At 28.7% G+C, this 19,213-nt stretch carries 19 protein-coding genes and 1 other annotated feature; of the genes, 3 read left to right on the forward strand and 16 right to left on the reverse strand.

Annotation, left to right across the window (positions count from 1 at the left end; genetic code table 11):
* Window positions 1-212: 212 nt before the first annotated feature.
* Window positions 213-2,855, reverse strand: coding sequence for a valine--tRNA ligase (locus O3801_RS07720; RefSeq protein ID WP_371454586.1), 2,643 nt, complete (start codon window positions 2,853-2,855; stop codon window positions 213-215).
* Between the two features lie 104 nt (window positions 2,856-2,959).
* Window positions 2,960-3,179, reverse strand: a binding site (T-box leader).
* A gap of 180 nt (window positions 3,180-3,359) precedes the next feature.
* On the opposite strand from O3801_RS07720, the gene O3801_RS07725 reads away from it, so the two are divergent.
* A complete protein-coding gene (locus O3801_RS07725; protein ID WP_294683090.1) occupies window positions 3,360-3,635 on the forward strand; it encodes a type II toxin-antitoxin system prevent-host-death family antitoxin in 276 nt (91 codons plus the stop codon).
* A 36-nt stretch (window positions 3,636-3,671) separates the two neighbouring features.
* On the opposite strand, the gene O3801_RS07730 is transcribed toward O3801_RS07725, so the two are convergent.
* The 14 genes from O3801_RS07730 to O3801_RS07795 form a co-directional block, all read right to left on the reverse strand.
* Entirely contained in the window at window positions 3,672-5,102 is a 1,431-nt protein-coding gene (locus tag O3801_RS07730) for an alanine/glycine:cation symporter family protein (RefSeq protein WP_371454587.1), read from the reverse strand.
* A 219-nt stretch (window positions 5,103-5,321) separates the two neighbouring features.
* Window positions 5,322-6,146, reverse strand: coding sequence for a hypothetical protein (locus O3801_RS07735; protein ID WP_371454588.1), 825 nt, complete (start codon window positions 6,144-6,146; stop codon window positions 5,322-5,324).
* Window positions 6,147-6,177: 31 nt separating this feature from the next.
* Window positions 6,178-6,954, reverse strand: coding sequence for a hypothetical protein (locus O3801_RS07740; RefSeq protein ID WP_371454589.1), 777 nt, complete (start codon window positions 6,952-6,954; stop codon window positions 6,178-6,180).
* A gap of 17 nt (window positions 6,955-6,971) precedes the next feature.
* Window positions 6,972-7,850: a restriction endonuclease gene (locus O3801_RS07745; RefSeq protein WP_371454590.1), complete on the reverse strand. Its 879-nt coding sequence runs from the start codon at window positions 7,848-7,850 to the stop codon at window positions 6,972-6,974.
* A 115-nt stretch (window positions 7,851-7,965) separates the two neighbouring features.
* On the reverse strand, window positions 7,966-8,442 hold the full coding sequence (gene rlmH, locus O3801_RS07750; protein WP_048803186.1) for a 23S rRNA (pseudouridine(1915)-N(3))-methyltransferase RlmH: 477 nt from the start codon (window positions 8,440-8,442) through the stop codon (window positions 7,966-7,968).
* A 16-nt stretch (window positions 8,443-8,458) separates the two neighbouring features.
* Window positions 8,459-9,271, reverse strand: coding sequence for a Cof-type HAD-IIB family hydrolase (locus O3801_RS07755; RefSeq protein WP_371454591.1), 813 nt, complete (start codon window positions 9,269-9,271; stop codon window positions 8,459-8,461).
* A gap of 356 nt (window positions 9,272-9,627) precedes the next feature.
* Window positions 9,628-10,416: an ABC transporter permease gene (locus O3801_RS07760; RefSeq protein WP_371454592.1), complete on the reverse strand. Its 789-nt coding sequence runs from the start codon at window positions 10,414-10,416 to the stop codon at window positions 9,628-9,630.
* A gap of 1 nt (window position 10,417) precedes the next feature.
* Window positions 10,418-11,188, reverse strand: a complete 771-nt coding sequence (locus tag O3801_RS07765) for an ABC transporter permease (protein WP_371454593.1) — start codon at window positions 11,186-11,188, stop codon at window positions 10,418-10,420.
* A 1-nt stretch (window position 11,189) separates the two neighbouring features.
* Entirely contained in the window at window positions 11,190-12,005 is an 816-nt protein-coding gene (locus tag O3801_RS07770; protein ID WP_371454594.1) for an ABC transporter ATP-binding protein, read from the reverse strand.
* A 722-nt stretch (window positions 12,006-12,727) separates the two neighbouring features.
* Complete coding sequence (locus O3801_RS07775; protein WP_371454595.1) at window positions 12,728-13,240, reverse strand: hypothetical protein; 513 nt, start codon at window positions 13,238-13,240, stop codon at window positions 12,728-12,730.
* A gap of 215 nt (window positions 13,241-13,455) precedes the next feature.
* On the reverse strand, window positions 13,456-13,968 hold the full coding sequence (locus O3801_RS07780) for a hypothetical protein (RefSeq protein WP_371454596.1): 513 nt from the start codon (window positions 13,966-13,968) through the stop codon (window positions 13,456-13,458).
* Window positions 13,969-13,985: 17 nt separating this feature from the next.
* Window positions 13,986-14,156, reverse strand: coding sequence for a hypothetical protein (locus tag O3801_RS07785; RefSeq protein ID WP_371454597.1), 171 nt, complete (start codon window positions 14,154-14,156; stop codon window positions 13,986-13,988).
* A 551-nt stretch (window positions 14,157-14,707) separates the two neighbouring features.
* Complete coding sequence (locus O3801_RS07790) at window positions 14,708-15,907, reverse strand: hypothetical protein (RefSeq protein WP_371454598.1); 1,200 nt, start codon at window positions 15,905-15,907, stop codon at window positions 14,708-14,710.
* Between the two features lie 31 nt (window positions 15,908-15,938).
* A complete protein-coding gene (locus O3801_RS07795) occupies window positions 15,939-16,193 on the reverse strand; it encodes a hypothetical protein (RefSeq protein WP_371454599.1) in 255 nt (84 codons plus the stop codon).
* Between the two features lie 727 nt (window positions 16,194-16,920).
* On the opposite strand from O3801_RS07795, the gene O3801_RS07800 reads away from it, so the two are divergent.
* Complete coding sequence (locus O3801_RS07800) at window positions 16,921-17,067, forward strand: hypothetical protein (protein ID WP_371454600.1); 147 nt, start codon at window positions 16,921-16,923, stop codon at window positions 17,065-17,067.
* Between the two features lie 778 nt (window positions 17,068-17,845).
* Here the strand turns inward: O3801_RS07800 and O3801_RS07805 are convergent.
* Window positions 17,846-18,091: a hypothetical protein gene (locus O3801_RS07805; protein WP_371454601.1), complete on the reverse strand. Its 246-nt coding sequence runs from the start codon at window positions 18,089-18,091 to the stop codon at window positions 17,846-17,848.
* Between the two features lie 225 nt (window positions 18,092-18,316).
* On the opposite strand from O3801_RS07805, the gene yidC reads away from it, so the two are divergent.
* Window positions 18,317-19,192 carry a membrane protein insertase YidC gene (yidC, locus tag O3801_RS07810; protein WP_371454602.1) on the forward strand — a complete coding sequence of 292 codons (876 nt, stop codon included), beginning with the start codon at window positions 18,317-18,319 and terminating at the stop codon, window positions 19,190-19,192.
* Window positions 19,193-19,213 lie beyond the last annotated feature (21 nt).

Raw genomic sequence — 19,213 nt, forward strand, 5'->3', positions numbered from 1 at the left:
AAGAAAAAATCTAAGCAGCAAAATGCTGCCTAGATTTCATTTCCTGTTTTTCTCCATGCCCCGAATTTGACAAAGAGCCAAAACTCTAAGCTAGGTAAAACTAGCTAGAGTTTTTTTATTATGGTTAATCTGCATATATTCGTTACATAATAAGTAAAAGAGTGATTCGATAAAATCTATACGATTTTCGAATCACTCTTTCCTATTTTATACTATTTTAAATTATCTAATGCAGCTATTCTTTCTTTAACACTATCATATTGTTCTTGATATGTTGCTTGTTTTTCTTTTTCTTTAGCTACAACCGCTTCTGGAGCAGAACCAACAAATTTTTCATTAGAAAGTTTTTTGTTTACTCTATCTAATTCTTGTTGTAATTTTTCTAATTCTTTTCCTAGACGTTCTTTTTCTTTGTCTACATCAATTAAATCACTTAATGAAACGTAGATTTCAGCACCTGGTAAGATACGACTGATGTCAGTTTCGCTTGCTTCTACTTCGCGTTCGATAATAAGTTCGCTAGGACGAGCGAATTTCTCTAAGTACGCACTACCACTTAATAATACTTCTTTTACGCTATCTTGTGAGTATTTAATCTTAATAGGAATCTCACGAGACATTGGCGCATTCACTTCACTACGGATGTTACGTACTGCAGTAATTACATCTTGGATGAATTGCATATCTTCAGTTTCTTTTTCAAATACTAGACTTGCATCAACTTTAGCAAATTCACTAGTTACAATACTATCTCCTGTGTGAGGAATGTGTTGCCAGATTTCTTCAGTTACGAATGGCATAAATGGATGTAACATTTTTAGAGAAGCATCAAGTACATATACTAAAATAGATTTAGTAGTTTTCTTAGCAGCTTCATCTTCTCCATTTAATGAAATCTTAGCAATTTCAATATACCATGAACAGAATTCTTCCCATACGAAGTTGTATAGAATACGGCTTGCTTCACCAAACTCATATTTTTCGAATAATCTTTCGAAATCTTCAATAGTTTTAGCAAGTTTTGTTAAGATATATTTATCAGCTAATGTTTTTTCTCCAGTTAAATCAATATCACTGTATTCAAAACCTTCAAGGTTCATAATTACGAAACGAGAAGCGTTCCAAATTTTATTGATATAGTTCCAACTTGCTTCGATTTTCTCAGTTGAGTAACGTAAGTCTTGACCTGGTGTTGAGTTAGTAGCTAAGAAGTAACGTAAGCTATCAGCTCCGTATTGTTCGATTACTTCCATTGGATCTACACCATTACCAAGTGATTTACTCATCTTACGACCTTGTTCATCACGAACTAATCCGTGGATTAAGCAATCTTCAAATGGACGAGTTCCTGTAAATTCTAATCCTTGGAATACCATACGAGCAACCCAGAAGAAGATAATGTCATATCCAGTTACTAAACAACTATTTGGATAGTAACGTTTGAAATCTTCACTTTCTAAATCTGGCCATCCTAATGTAGAGAATGGGAATAATGCTGAAGAGTACCAAGTATCAAGAACATCTTCATCTTGAACATAGTTTTCAATATCTTTTGGTGGGTTTACATCAACATAAACTTCACCAGTTTCTTTGTGGTACCATGCTGGGATACGGTGTCCCCACCATAATTGACGAGAAATACACCAGTCTTGGATATTTTCCATCCAAGTATTTAACGTATTTTCAAAACGTGGTGGATAGAAGTTAACTTTTCTATCTGCATCTTTTTGATTTTCTAATACTTTATCAGCAAGAGGTTTCATGTCAACAAACCATTGTTTAGAAAGATATGGTTCAACAACCGCACCACTACGCTCAGAGTGTCCTACTGAGTGAAGGTGTTTTTCAATCTTGAAGCATACTCCACTTTCTTGTAAATCAGCGATAAGAGATTTACGACATTCGAAACGATCCATACCGTTATATTTATCAGCATGTTCATTCATAACAGCACCTTCATCCATAACGATGATACGTTCTAGGTTATGACGTTCACCAACTTCAAAGTCGTTTGGATCGTGAGCAGGTGTTATTTTAACTACTCCACTTCCGAAATCTTTTTCTACATATTCATCTGCAATAACAGGAATTTCTTTATTTGTTACTGGTAAAAGAACTGTTTTACCAATATATTTTTGATATCTTTCATCTTCAGGATGAACAGCAACCGCAGTATCTCCGAATAAAGTTTCTGGACGAGTAGTTGCTACTTCTAAATAGTCTCCACTTCCATCAGCTAAGAAATATTTAAGGTGATAGAATGCACCTTCTACGTCTTTGTGAATTACTTCGATATTAGATAATGCAGTTCTTTGAACTGGATCCCAGTTGATAATTTTCTCACCACGATAGATTGTACCATTGTTGTAGTGATCTACGAAAATTTTAGTTACTGCTTTGTTTAATCCTTCATCTAATGTAAATCTTTCTCTTGAATAGTCTAAACCTAATCCAAGTTTAGCCCATTGTGCACGAATATATCCAGCATATTCTTCTTTCCATTCCCATGCACGTTCTAAGAATTTTTCACGACCTAAGTCATAACGACTTAATCCTTCTTCACGCATTTTAGCTTCTACTTTAGCTTGTGTAGAAATACCAGCGTGGTCCATTCCTGGAAGATAAAGCACATCAAATCCTTTAAGACGTTTGTAACGTGTTAACATATCTTGTAAAGTTGTATCCCAAGCATGCCCAATGTGTAACTTACCAGTAACGTTTGGTGGTGGAATTACGATTGTATATGGATTCTTTTTACTTTTATTATCAGCTTTAAAAACTTCTTTTTCCAACCACCAGTTGTAGCGATTATTTTCTACTTCGGTCGGATTATATTTTGTAGACATTTCAGTCATGACTGTTCCTCCTAAATTTTTATTTTATTATTAATTATTATTTTCTTTTACTAGTTATATTGGTGATATTTTTTTCTAGGTAAAAAAAATAACCTCCATCCTTACATAAGGACGAAAGTTTCCGTGGTACCACCTTTATTCTAATTATATAAATTAGCACTTAATAAGATTAACGCTCTAACCACGTTTAAAGCTACTTACTTTCACTCTAAATGCTCACCGGCTACTTCAAAGTCCTGCCTAGGAGAAATCTCTCAACCACTGATTTCTTTTCTGTATCCTACGGTACGCAAGAACTTTTACTTATCGGCTCATCGCATATATTTTATAATTAAAATATGTTTAATATAATAACATACTTTTTTTTATAATGCAAGTAAAATGAAAACTTTGTAAATTTAACTGTGAAAGAACGTTAATATCTATAACGTCCCTTACCTGTTATAAATTTGACAATCTCAAGAAATAATAGTACATTATCTTTAGATTGGAGGAGGTGCTATTATGCCAAACATTAAATCAAATACATATTTATGTGAAAATTACAATGAACTCTCTTCATTTTGTCATAAAACAGGTGAACCCATAATTATTACCAAAAATGGTCAAGAAGATCTTGCTGTTATGAGCATTGATTTATTCAATAAGTTCATGGGAAGATACGAACTATATCAACTTCTTGAACAAAGTGAATCTGATTTTACAAACTGTCGTACCCATACTTTTGATGATTCCATGAGAAATTTAAGAGAGGAACTAAAAAAGTACTTCAATGATTAGAAATCTAATTCCATCATTGAAGTATTTTTTTAAATATTAGTCTTCTTTTTTATTTTTCCATGCAGTTGCATTATCTAACTTAATTGGTAAATTATCTAGATAAAACTCTGGATCTTTTCCTTGTTTATGTTGTTTCACGTAGTCTTTTAATACTACATAAACTACACCAGAAAGACCGATAATAGCGATTAAGTTAAGTAAACTCATAATACCCATTGTTACATCGGCAATTCCCCAAACTAAGTTTAAATCTAATACGCTTCCTACATACACAAAGATACATACGATAACACGATAAACATTTACAGCCCATTTCTTAGGAAGTAAGTATTGAATGTTTGTTTCTCCGTAGTAGTAGTTACCAATTACAGAACTATATCCGAATAAGAAAATAGCTACGATTAAGAAGATTGTTCCTATGCTTCCTACTTGTGAAGTTAAAGCAGCTTGTGTAAGTTGGATACCTTGTAACTTATCAGCACCATATTCAACACCAGGATATAGTAAAATTAAGAATGCTGTTGCTGTACATACTAAACATGTATCGAAGTAAACTCCTAAAGTTTGGATAAATCCTTGTTTAGCTGGGTGAGTACTATCAGCTGTCGCCGCTGCATTAGGAGTTGATCCTAAACCAGCTTCGTTAGTGAACATACCACGTTTAATTCCTAAAAGAATTGATGTTCCCATACCAATTACTCCACCACCTACTTGTTCAAGACCAAATGCTGATTTAACGATTTGAACAAGAACACCAGGTAACTTATCAATGTTAATAACCATAATAACTAATACGATAAATAAGTACGCTACCGCCATTACTGGTACTAACCATTGAGTAATTTTAACAACTTTTGTTACTCCACCAAAAATTACGAAAATTGTAAGAATTAATAAAGCAATTCCTGCAATATGACTATCTATATTATAAACTTGTAATGCTTGTGCTATAGTGTTAGTTTGAACTGAGTTGAATGCTACACCATATGTTATTGAAATAACAATCGCGAATAACACACCCATCCATTTTTGTCCAAGACCTTTTTCCATATAGTAAGCAGGTCCACCACGATAAACACCTTTTCTATCACGAACTTTATATACTTGGGCTAATGTTGATTCGGCAAAAGATGAAGCTCCACCAAAAAGCGCCATTACCCACATCCAGAATACTGATCCAGGTCCACCCATTGCAATCGCAATAGCAACCCCTGCAATTGTACCAGTACCTACTCGTGACGCAGCTGAGATTGTAAATGCTTGGAAAGCAGATACTCCTTTTTGTTCTCCGTCTTTGCCTACTTTAGGCTTTTCAGTAATAAGTCTGAACATTTCTTTGATGTAAGTAAATTGAACAAACTTAGTACTAAATGTAAAATAAATACCAGTTACCATTACTAACCCTATTAGGAAATAAGTCCACATAAAGTCATTAACGGTAGTTAATAATTCTAAAAATCTATCCATTAAGAGTCAACTCCTCATTAAATTTGTTATATTACGTTCTCTATTATACTTTAAAACACACTACAATTGTAAATGTACGTTAGAAAATCTAACATACTGGTATCATAAGTTAACAATACTTTAAATACTTTACTGGAAAATTACTGAAAATCATGAAAATCTTACATAAAAAATCCAGGAGATTTAAACATTACATTTAAATCACCCAGATTTTCCACATTAAACATATTCAATTCTATTTACTTCTTCATTGTTGTTCATTTGATAATTATTCACAGGATAAGGATAGTCACCCATTGGATAGCTATCCATTCCATTATACATAACAGGAACAACTAATTTTCTATCGCGAGCTTTCAGAATAGAATCAATCTCATAACTAGTTAGATTGTTATAATCTAACTTTTCTTGAAGAACATATTTACCACTTCTAACTCTAGCTCTAATGTCTGTAGCTGCAACAAAGTATACAACCATAAATATAATATTAAATGCAAATTCAAATAGTAAGAAAATATTGCTTAATGTACTATTATCCTGAAAAATAAATGTACTAAACATAGATAATACTGTTAATCCAGCTTGAATGTATAATACTATTCTTCTACCTTTGGTGTCAAGAATAGGTAGATACATAATAAATAACATAATAAAATTAAACACTGAGATTACTAATCCAGCAATTATCAATACTACCAAAACTAAAATCAGTGTTGGTGCAAATTCTTCATAAAATTTACCACTTGTAAGCGGGAAGTTAATTAACGCAAATACAAATCCTCCTATAACCATCATAGGAATCATAAAAGTTATTATATAGGCAATTCCCCAATTTTTCTTCCAAACACGCCCTTTATATTCTTTATAAATTCTATAAGTATTATAATACGGTATAAATGCGAGTCCAGCTTTAACACCAAGTATATCGAACATAATTTTTGAAAAAATTGCCGTAATAATATATCCGAAAATTACTATAATAAAAAATACAATTAAAGCTATAGCCAATATCTGACTTAGCAGATGTTCATCTATTTCAAACATAAGAATTCCTCCTTTATTTTATATAATTATTTTAAATTACATTATCATCCAATACATAATAATTCGTTGTTTTAGAAATTCTAGGTACGACTAGCTTTCTCTCACGAGCTTTTAGAGTTGCATTTACTTCAAAACTATCCATAGTCCCATAATCTAATTTTTCCTGAAGAACATATTCTCCACTTCTAATTCTAGCTCTAACTTCTCTTGCCGATAAAAGATAAACAATCGTAAATACAACAGAAAAAATCATTTGTATCTTCACTAACAATAGAGAATCAAAATGAGGATCTATTTTAAGAATGATACTATTTCCAAATACAACTAACAATGTTAGTGCAGCTTGAATATACAATACCACTCTTCTACCTTTTGTATTAAATATTGGTAAATACATAGTGAATAACAGGATAAAATTAAACACTGAGATTATCAATCCACCAACTACCAATACTACCAAACCTAAAATTAGAGTCAGTGCATAATAGTCATAAAATCTATCACCTGTAATTATAGGTAAGTTAATTAATGTAAATACGAATACTCCTATGACTGCCATCGGTAACGCAAAAGTTAATAGATATGTAACTCCCCAATTTCTCTTCCAAACACGACCTTTATACTCTTTATAAATCCTATAAGTATTATAAAATGGTATAAGCGATAAAATCGGTTTAACACCAAGTATATCAAACATAATTTTTGAAAAGATAACTGAAATAATATATCCAATACTACCGTATAGAATAGCTATCCCTCCGAAGATATCAAATAATACTTCTAACATATGATTATTAAATCCAAACATAACTTTCCTCTTCTCTTCTATTCTACATCATAAAATTCGTCTAACACATAAGTTGTTACGGGTTTAACATATAATTCATATTTAGCTACTAAATCAGCAATGATGTCACCATCAATTAATGTTATAGTTCTAGTCCCCTGGCGAGACGCTTCTATAGCAGCCTTTGAGAATTTTGATGTTGTGATAAATATACCAAATTCAGCATTATATTTATCCATTGCCCCTCTAAACTTATCTATTTCTGGAGAAGGAACATTCCCTTCCCATCTTTTTGCCTGAATAGCAACTCTAGCAGTTCGAAAATCATCACTTGTTATATATCCGAAGCCATCTAATCCACCATCATTAGATACTTGAATACCTATCTTTTCATCCATTTCAACATTCATCTTAGAAACAAGTTTTCTTGCGAACATCTCAAATTTTGCTGGACTGAATTTTTTTAATTTTCTAATTAGCTCATCTCTCCACTGATCTTCTACAATTTCTTTTTCATCTTCAGAAACTACTTCTTCAAGATCAGCAACCTCTTTTTTTCGTTTAATTCCCTTATTAATTTCTTTATATAAAGCCGAAAAATCTATAGTCTCAAGAGTAGCTTCTCGTCCTTTATTTGTTAGAGTATATACTTTATCATTTTTCTTTAAAAATTCCGCTTTTTCTAAATAACTCAAAGTAAAATTAAAGAAAAACTTGAATGGAGAATACTCTCTATTACTTTTTTTTGAGATACGACGAAAATCAATATATTCTTCAGTTATAACTTCTGAATTTTTTCTAAAATACTCTACTATTGCTCTTTTTGTGTCACTTCCACCTTTTTTTCTAAGTGCAATAATTATTTCTTTAGAAATAACATTCTCTTTCTGACTGTTTGTTATTTTAAATATATCCACAAACTATCCTCCTTTCTTACATCGATTCTTTCACCTTTATTATACTAAAAATCTTTATAAATTAATAGTAAAAAAAGAATGAAATCACCTAAAAAGGCAACTTCATTCTTTATAATTATTTATGATAGCTTGCACCTGTTATTATACGGTAAGCTCTATACACTTGTTCAAGTAAAACAACACGCATCATTTGATGTGGAAACGTCATTCTACTAAACGATAATGCAAAATCACTGCGTTTTTTCACACTGTCAGAAAGACCATAACTTCCACCAATTACCAATGCCACATCACTCTTACCTGTAAGCATTAAATTATCAATTTTTGATGCAAATTCTTCACTCGATAGATTTTTACCTAAAATTTCCAAAGTAATAACATATTGATTATCTTTAATTTTTGATAATATGTTGTTACCTTCTTTTTCCATCGCAAGAGCTATTTCTGAATCATTCTCTACCTTTACTTTTTCATCAGAAATTTCAATAGTATTTAACTTAATATATGCTCCAAGACGTTTTTCATATTCTTTTATAGCATCTCTATAAAATTTCTCCTTAACTTTACCTACACAAATCAAAGTTACTTTCATCAGAACCTCTTTCTATCTATACATCTTTGCCAAGAACAAATTTTTCAATAGCATAAGCAAAACCATCTTCATCATTTGACTTAGAAATAAAATTCGCCGCTTCTTTTAAAGTAGGACTAGCATTATCAACCGCAACTCCCATACCAGCAAACTCAATCATGCTTAAATCATTAAGACCATCACCTAATGCCATTACATTCTCATTTGTTAAACCAAGTTTTTTACATAATGAATCTAAAGATACTCCTTTAGAAATACCCTTATCGTTAATCTCGATAAAGAATGGTTTAGACATAGCTACTTCATAGTCATCACCTAATTCAAGTGCAAGTTTATCTTTCACCGCAACAGCTTCATCAGGATGTTTAAGAATTATTACCTTAGCAGCTCCTTCTTTAATATCGTCTTTCATATTTTCACTAATTACTAATTCTGCACTTACTAAACCAGACTCAATTCGTGCATATTCATTATCACGATTCGTAAGAACTTTCCCACCTTGGTAAGTAAGAATATCACAATCATTCTCCAAAGCAACATCTATTAAGAACTTAATTCTCTCAGGAGATAAAAACTTCTCATAGATTACTTCATTCGTTTTAAGATTAGCGATTCTAGCTCCATTAAATGAAAGTAAGTAGTTATCATAACTATCAAGTTGTAAATCTTCTACTATACTCATCATTCCAAAATCAGGTCTACCTGATGCTAAAATAACCTTAATATCTTGTTTCTTACACTCTTCAATTACTTCTCTATTTTTCTTAGAAATCTCACGATCACTATTTAATAGCGTATCATCAATATCTGTAACAACTAATTTTATCATACAAAAGCTCCTTTAGTAGATTTCAATAAATCTATAATCTTATCAATTTATATATTTCACTTCTATACATTATATCAGATATCACTATTCTCTCATAGCAAAAAAGAGAAATCATATCAATCTGATATGACTTCTCCGTTTTTCATTTGTATATTTAGTTCTCTCTTTTTATTTAATATCCAGCTGTTTACCTTTTTTTAAAAATTTATTCTTTAAATAATTTTCAAGACTCATATTTATTTACACCATATTTTGAAAATTATACTTTATACAAAATTATAATACTAAAAGAATTTTACAATATTTATATAGTTAAAGAGATTTAGAATACCAACTCTAAATCTCCTTTATTGAAATTACAGCATATCTAACGTTCCGCCTTTTATTGCTACACGTTCCATATTTTTTAACATTATTATTCCTAGTATTAAAAATATAGAAGCTAAACTCACCTCTCCTCTAACTAGATATAAGTTATTTATCACACTTTCACCACTTAGTAATCTTTGTGCTAATAATATTGAACGTGTTAGTGGCAACATATAACAAAACTGCTCTACTAAATGTGGAAAGCTACTAACTGGAAAGTTTGCTCCTGTAAATATTAGAAGTACTTTATCTATTGTGTTAGTCACTAAATGAATTTCAGTCGTTAACAGTATAAAACACGAGAAGAAAAATCCAAAACAAGTTGCAGTGAAAATCGCAAGTATTAAAATCAAAATAAATTCTAAAACTTTTTGAACAGTCCATACTAATCCTAATGTTACACTAAGAACACTAATCCCAAAAACTACTGAAATGAAACTTAAAAGCATCGTAGAAATCGCACTCGATAATAAAACTTCTGAAATACTAGTCTTTGTTGCAAGCATTAACGATAACGTTCCACTAGCGCGCTCTCTTGCAAGTTGTAATCCTACTCTATAAATTGCTGAAAAGGCACTTGTTACTATCGCGTTACTTATAACCCATTTTTCAATATTTTCTGCTCCATAAACATAATATCCAACTAAAGAATAACACATCATTTGCATTAATGGGATTAATAAATCAATAGTAAAGAATGTACGCCAATCACTAAGTACAGAAGCCATTTTATATGAAAATCTAATTCTTCTAAAAAATCTAGATATATTCTCCATATTAAAACACCTCCAATGTTCCATTTACTACACAAAGTTTTTTTATTTTTTTAAATGAAAATATACTAATTATAAAATAAATAGCAGTAATGAAAACTAAAATCAATGCTACTCTTAACAATTCTTCATTACTTCCACCTTGAACAGCTAATTTATATCCTTCCATAGCCCATGTTGGGCTTAATAAATATGAAAAATACTGAATAAATTTTGGAAAAATCGATATTGGAAAGACCATTCCAGTTAACATTATTATTGGATAATCAATTACGTTCATAAGTACGCTTATTTTTCTTGATAGAGTAAATAAACCTGCCATCATAAAACCGACAGCTATCATAGAAATTATCATTAACAATGTAATTAAAATAAAATATAGAAAATTAGAAAATACTATATTTATATTAAATAAGATTTTTACAGTTAACATATTAAGTCCAAAACTAAACATTCCCCAAAATGTATTACCTAATATTTTTCCAAAAATAATATTTTCGAACCCTATCGGTGAAGTGAAAATCATCGGCATGGTTCCCATCCACTTTTCTCTATCCATGTCACTCGCTGATGAGAAACAAATACTTCCCCAAAATGTAGATATCCCAGCTCCTATAAAGGCATAAAGCATAAAATCTTCGATACTACGATTTTGATATATCATACCTAATAAAATGCCACTCAGTATAGGACTAATAAAAATACAAAATCTAAACATCGGTCGTGCTATCGATTGCTTCATCTGAACCCTTGCACTCATTAAAATAGCCCTCATATTATTTCTCCCCCAATAATTCTATATAAATATCTTCCAACGTTATTTCTAGGTTTTGTTTATTTCTCTCCTCTTGCTCACGAATTTTTTTCGCTTTTATTTCTTCTTTTCGTTCGTAAGAAACAAGATTTTGTAATCCTACCACATCATCTAGGGCAAGCAGTTCACCTTTTTTTATTATTGCAATTCTATTGCAAAGTTCTTCTGCTTCAGGCATATAATGAGTTGTTAATAATATAGTTACGCCATCTTTGGCTAATTCTTTAATAAGTTCACGAAGTTCTTTTGCTCCTATTGGGTCTAGACCTATACTAGGCTCATCTAAAAATATTATTTTCGGATTATTGAGTAATGAACGTGCAATCTGTAATCTTTGTTTCATACCTTTTGAAAAGGTTTCTACTTTTTTATCAATAAATTCACTAAGACCAACACGTTTTATTAAATTTTCAATAAGTTCATTTTGCGCTTTACGTGGGATTTTATAAAGATCAGCAAAATATGCTAGGTTATCTCTTGCACTTAGTCGCCAGTATAGGCTACGCTCTCCACCAAAAACAAAATTTATATGCTCTCTAACCTTTTTGGCTTCATGAAAAGTATCAAAACCTAAAACTTTTACACTCCCCTCACTTGGTGCAAGCATCGTAGTTAAAATTTTTATCGTTGTTGTTTTACCAGCGCCATTAGGTCCTAACAAACCAAAAATTTCTCCTTCTTTCACTGAAAATTCTATTCCTTTTATAGCTTCAAATTCACCATTTTCCGAGGTCTTAAAACTTCTTTTCAGACCCTTTACATCTATTATATTATCCATCACTTTCTCCATTTTCTAAAATATTCTAACCTATACTTTTTAACAACTAATTATTCAAATCCCTTAATAGAAAGACTTCAATAATGTTTATTTGTATTCTACTTTAAGTTGTTATTTCTGTAATAACTAACTTTATCATACAAAAGTTCCTTTAGTAGATTTCAATAAATCTATAATCTTATCTATTTGTATATTTTATTTCTTTACATTATATCAAATATCACTGCTCTCTCATAGTAAAAAAGAGAAATCATATTAGATTGATATGACTTCTCCGTTTTTCATTTGTATATTTAGTTCTCTCTTTTTATTTAATATCCAGCTGTTTACCTTTTTTTAAAAATTTATTCTTTAAATAATTTTCAAGACTTATATTTATTTTACACCATCATTCTCATGTAATAAATATAATTGGACCTTCATATAGATTAAAGGATAAAACATTTCCTAAATCCACTAATTAATTTTGACTAATTGTATCATTTTATTTTGTCTTTATTGTATATTTTTACGTTGACATTAACACCTACAAATCGCAAGAAAAATAAATTAGCTGATTTTTAACCCGTAAAACAAAAAAAGACCTACCGTAGACTAAAAAATCTACGATATGTTTAAACTCTATCTCTAAATAAATATATTATGAAATTCTTATTCTCTCTTCAACACAATTAAACAACTACATTTTTAAACTTTTTATATTAGTATTTTATAATTATAACTTACTTTATTCTATCTCTATACATCCAATTGAATATCCATTGAAGATTTATAGATGGTTCGTTATTTTCCAGTTCTTCCAATATTGGTTTAAAATTCTCATAAATTTCTTCCTTTATTTTATTTTCATTTACTGTTGATATATCTACATATTGCCTATTGTTACCAGCATCTACAACTTTTTTCAACTTAAAATTTTCATCAAAATAATAATTTTTTCTCTTATCATCTCTATAATCATATGTGTGTGCATTCTCATAAAACCAATACGTAAAATAAACATCTTTTTCAACATTTTGAACTATCTTAATTTCTTGAATTTTATGTTTATATTTAAAACCATCTTTCTTACCAAAATAATCTAAATTCTCTGTAAACATCATCAATTCTAAATCTCTAACATTCCTACTTGGTGAATGTTTCGCATAATACACTGAACTACCTTTTAAATTTATATCCCCTATAAACCAAATTGTTGCTAACGCCAATATCACTAGCGTAATTTTTTTTATCATTTTTCTTATTTCCTTTCTTAAAACCATTTTTTTAACCAATTTTTTGCTTTATTATATTTATCTGATATCCAATTACTTGCTGGCTTAATAACTTTGTTATAAATAGGCTCTACAAAAGGTTTGACTACTTTATTATATACTGGTTTGATTATATTATTATAAATTGGTCTTACTACATTTTTAAACTTTTTATATTAGTATTTTATAGTTATAATTTACTTTATTCTATCTCTGTATACCCAGTTGAAAATCCACTGCAAATTAATAAATGGCTTATTTTCTTCTGATTCTTTTAATATAGGTTTAAAATCATCATATATTTCTTCTTTTATTTTATTTTCATCTACTGTTGATATATCTTTATAATAACGAACTTCTTTAGAATTATATATACCTTTCAATTTTAAAAAATTATCAAAATAATAATCTAGTCCATCCTCATGCATATATGCATATTCATAGTTATCGTCATTTACACTGTGTCCATATGATAGATATACATTTTTTGTAGTATTTTGTATAGTTTTATCTCCGTCAACTTCATATCTAAACCCTTCACGGTTAGCACTTGCCTGTATATTTTCTACCAACATCATTATTTCTAAATCCCTAGTATTACTACTTGGTGAATGTTTTGCATAATACACTGAACTACCTTTTAAATTTATATCCCCTATAAAATAAATTGTCGCTAACGCCAATATCACCAGTATAATTTTTTTTATCATTTTGCTCATTTCCTTTCTTAAAACCATTTTTTTATCCAGTTTTTTGCTTTATTATATTTACCTGATATCCAATTACTTGCTGGCTTAATAACTTTGTTATAAATAGGCTCTACAAAAGCTTTGACTACTCTATTATATCCTGGTTTGATTATATTATTATAAATTGGTCTTACTGCATTATTGTACACAGGTTTTACGACCCTATTATTTACAAAGATTATAATCAATCTTACAACAGCATTATAAATTGGCTTAACTACTCTATTAACAATAGGTTTTATAATCTTATTGTTAATCTTATTTTAGGCTACTACTTTCTAACGATTACTAAACTTTTAAACGATTTATGTTTTCTTTAAAGAATATTTAAATCCTATAATATATCAAAAATATTTTTACCTATTCTTTTATATATCTAACTCGTTGAAACTACTTAATAACAAGCCTTTTATAACGTTCAATTGTATTTTAATTTACGTTGTTATTTCTGTAACAACTAATTTTATCATACAAAAGCTACTTTAGTAGATTTCAATAAATCTATGATCTTATCAATTTATATATTTTGCATCTATACATTATATCAGATTACACTGCTCTCTCATAGCAAAAAAGAGAAATCATATCAGATTGATACGACTTCTCCACTTTTCAAATGAATTTCTATTCTTTTTTATGAATTATTATTTATTCCTCGTTCTATTTCTTTTTTTAAAAACTTATGATAAATTTTCTCCTTTTAACGCTTTTCAAATTTCAATAAAACAAATATTCCCAAGCCGAACAGTATTGTTAATATGTTCAAAGATACTCCAAGAACTTTTATATTGTCATAAACGAAAGGTATTAATAAAAACAAGACACCAAATACTGAATAAAAACTAGTTATAATAGCGTGAACAGCTCCAAGATCTTCCCCTTCATAATCATCGTAAAGCATTTTTTCAAAGAAGTTTCCAGAAACTCCTATTACGACAAAGGTGATAAAGAAAAACAATAATTTTAGATAACTATTATCTATTATAAATACTAATAAAAAGCTAGTTCCCGATATCAAATAATCCATATAAAAGAAATTTTTGGGAGGAACTTTTACAAAAGGTGCAACCATCGCTCCTACTAAGTCTGCACCACGCCATACAGAAAGAACTAAGGCTAACCATTTTACATCAATATTTATGCTAATAAGATAAAGCGGAAGCAATTTTAAAAGCAAGTCAGTAGCACCACTAAGAAATGCTTCGATAACAATTATCTTTGACGCTGCATTTCGTGAAAACAACGTCTTTATATTGCCGATTATACTAGCCTCAATCATCTCTTCTGTTTCCTCAGCTTCTTCGATAGTTTGAATACTTTTATTAAGGTTTAACTTTGTAAAGAAGTATACCCCCGCTAAAAAGATTGGAATACTTAGTTTCATAAGTGATAAATAAGTGATAAAACCAAGTAATAGCGACGCAATGAAATTGCTAAGTATATCTAATGAGTTTGATGTAAAATATTGAATATCAACTGATTTATTAATCAAATTATTATCATTATTAAGAACTTCTGGTGTCACTTTTACATTTAATGAAGTAAGAACACAATTCACTAAGTTAAATAAAAAGTTATAAATAAATATAAAAGCAATATGAGCTTTATTAACTAATGCAACTATTAAAAGACTAACTAAGATAATATGCATAATTTGGAAACAGAGAATCCAAAATTTTGTATTTTTTATCTTATTAAAGAAATAACTATATGAAAATGCTACAAGCGATGGAATCATTCCTATTAAAGCGAACGACGTCAAAGTACTCGCTTCTATATTATATACATCTACCAAAGCAATCGTTATTGCAACCATATAAAAGCTATCTGCTATATTCAATACTGAACGCCCTAAGATTAGATTAATAAAATTCTCAGGAAAAATTTTTAGTAATTTCAAAATTATACACCTCCCATGTGAGTAGGTTGATTTAAATTATATCTTTCATATTTCCAAAACCTGTAAGTTCTGAAAACACATTATATGATATCATTCCAGAAGCCATAAATGGAATTGGAGTCATTATACTCGATTGTGCTTTTTTATCCAATATACTATCATCATTTATCATATTATCACCATAAAAGTCACTTAAGCTCATTGTTCTTTTTGGATCAATATATGCAAAGTTTATCGTTGTTGACGCGTAAGAACCTGTTATAAATGACTTATTGTATTGAAACAATAAATCACTAAACCAGTAATCAATCTCTATAAACAGAGTATCAGCTCAACAAATTGCTATATCAAAATCATATTTTATAAGAATATTTTCCAACTCATTTTTACTATTAATCTTGCAATTAACAGATATTACCTTCCACCTACTCGGTATTCATATTGTTTTGATGGCTTATGTTTTTCAACCTAATTTATTTTATGAATATATATTAGCACTGATATATTATATAGTCAATTCTTTTTTTCTGAAAAAAGACAATAAATATCTGAAAAATAACAAAAATATATTAATAACTTATAATATAAATTAATAATATGAAAATTGCGAATTTTAATATTAAAGAAAACTAATAAAGTTTTTTTAAATACAAGAATATTATATCTAATTACATATACTAATCTCTCTTTACTTTTGAGTGTCTAATCTAATTATACAATCTCCCATAAAATGTACGTTTTATTGTCTTTTATTGACTTTAACACAAAAGTACGTTACAATGAAAGCGTTAATAATAGAAATATGATTTGAGCTATCTGTAATATTATTCTCTACATTAATAAAAGAGGTTATATTTCATGAATAAAAATTTTAAACTTATACGTACTATTCTTTCTACTAGTCTTTTAATCACCCCTATATCTTCTATATAATTAAGTTATTTTTTCTTTATCTTAGGTAAATATTATTCGTCTCAAATAAAACAATAATAAAGTATGTAGGAGGTAACAAAATGAGTACTGAAAAATATATAGAAATAGCAATATTCGCTGTATTAACAGGCCTGTTATCAGGAACAGGTTCATATTTCGTCAATAAAAAAATAGAAAAATTAAAAGAAAATAGAAGAGAAAAAAGAAAAAAGAAAAAAGATAAGTAATTAACTTAATCAATATTGCGAGCCACTTTAAAAAATTAATTTCAATGAAATCATAATTCTTTAGTCTCATTGATAAATACCTAAATAAAAAATGGAGATAATAATGACACAAAACATATTAACTTGTTTTAAATTTATAACAATTATTAATATAATAAATTATGTAATAACAAAGAACACATTCATAATAAATTATTTACTTATATGTACACTTTTCGGAATATTCTACATAATAATAGATTCAGATAAAAATAAATTAAATATATTAACTGATAAAATCGATATAATTTTATTACTAATTTTTACAAGTATAATAAATATCCTTTACATAATTAATATAAAAATAACAAATTTAAAATATATTATTTTTATATCGCTATCTTATATAATCATTAAATATATAATAAAGAAAAAGACTAGTTAACTATAGTAATAGCCCTCAAAGTTTAGACAAATTTTGAGGGCTATTACCAATGCTTAATTTGATATATTTTAGTAATTTACTGATAAATAATTCTTTTGTGATGGTTACACCTAATTCAAACTATATAGAAAAGAGCCTTTCTTTTTAGAGTCGCGACTCCTACGACTACATCAAATTGAGAGTATTTTCTTTTAAAAGTCGGTATTACTCTCCGACTTCTTCTATACTTATTATATCGAAATAACTAACCAACGTCAAATTAATACATAGTAATATTATTATGGAAAAAGAATGAAATTCTTTTAAAAATTTGGTAAATATTACTTCCTTTTTTACTTTTTGAATTATATAATCTTATTTTGTAGAATTTTTCTTCTCATTGCAATAATCTATTATATATAAAATAATCTCAACTACTAAAAAAATTATAGCAATTTTGATCACCTTTGGAAAGAAAATACAAAATATAGCTATTGGTATTAATCCTGCCGGTAATTGTTGTTTATTCTTTTTAAAAATAGGTTGAGATTTTCTTCTAAACATAAAATATATAAAACCAATAGTTATAGTTGCAACGATAGATCCTAATATACTGTCCATTACCAATAACCTCCTCTTACATTTGAAGTTTCATATTCTGTATATGTTTATAGTGCTGTTAAACTTTACACCTTTATTGTAATATGAAAATATAATGGTAGCAATACGAAAATCTCAGTAAAATATTTTTTAATTATTCTTTATATTATATTTCTAAATATTTATATGATAGCTCTTTCATTTTATATATATGTATGATAATATATGTGTAAGGAGGGGCAACAAATGAAAAAATATCTATTCTACTTTTATACTCTAACATTAATTATATTTTTAACTGGATGTTCTTCTAAAGATAACGACGGTTTCTTTTATAATACTTTCACCAAAAATATGGATATGTTTTTATCGAATATTAATGTCTACGTTAAAAATTGGGGTATTTCTATAATTATTATTACACTTATAGTAAAAGGCATTATACTTCCTTTTATGTTGAAAAATTATAAAAAACAACGTACATCATCTATCAATATGGAAAAAGCAAAACCTGAATTAGATCTTGTTCAAAGTAAAATTAAAAAGCTTAGTGAAGATCAAAAGAGAGCACTTAGTAATGATGAACGAATGAAAATAAGAATTGAACAAACTGAACTTCAAAAAGAACTCTTTAAAATATATAAAAAATATGATTGTTCACCAGCAATTTTCGGTAATCTAATACCTATTCTTATTCAAGCACCGTTTATTTCTGGTTTATACTTTACTCTACAAAACCCAGTCTATTCAAAAGATATTCTTGATTCAAGCTTTTTATCTATTTCACTTGGAGAAAAATCTTATATACTATTAGTTCTTGTTTTTGTAATATATATGATTGTTGGTAAAATTTCTCAAAGTATGATGCAAAGCAATCCTATGTCACAAAACACACCAGAGGCTGAACGTATACAAAATGTTTCTAAAAATATGGTTTGGATTACTCCTATAATGCTAACATTTTTAACGTATACGAGTATTGCCGCTATAGGTATTTACTTTGTAGTAAGTGGTATCCTTGTAGCATTTCAAATATTATTAGGACGTAAACTTTACCCACCTTACATACCTAAACCTGTAAAAATATCAAGTAAACAAAAAACAAAATTAGTAAAAAGATAAAATAAATGTACACTTAGTCAT

This window comes from Gemella sp. 27098_8_149 (assembly GCF_041433745.1).
Taxonomy (GTDB): Bacteria; Bacillota; Bacilli; order Staphylococcales; family Gemellaceae; genus Gemella.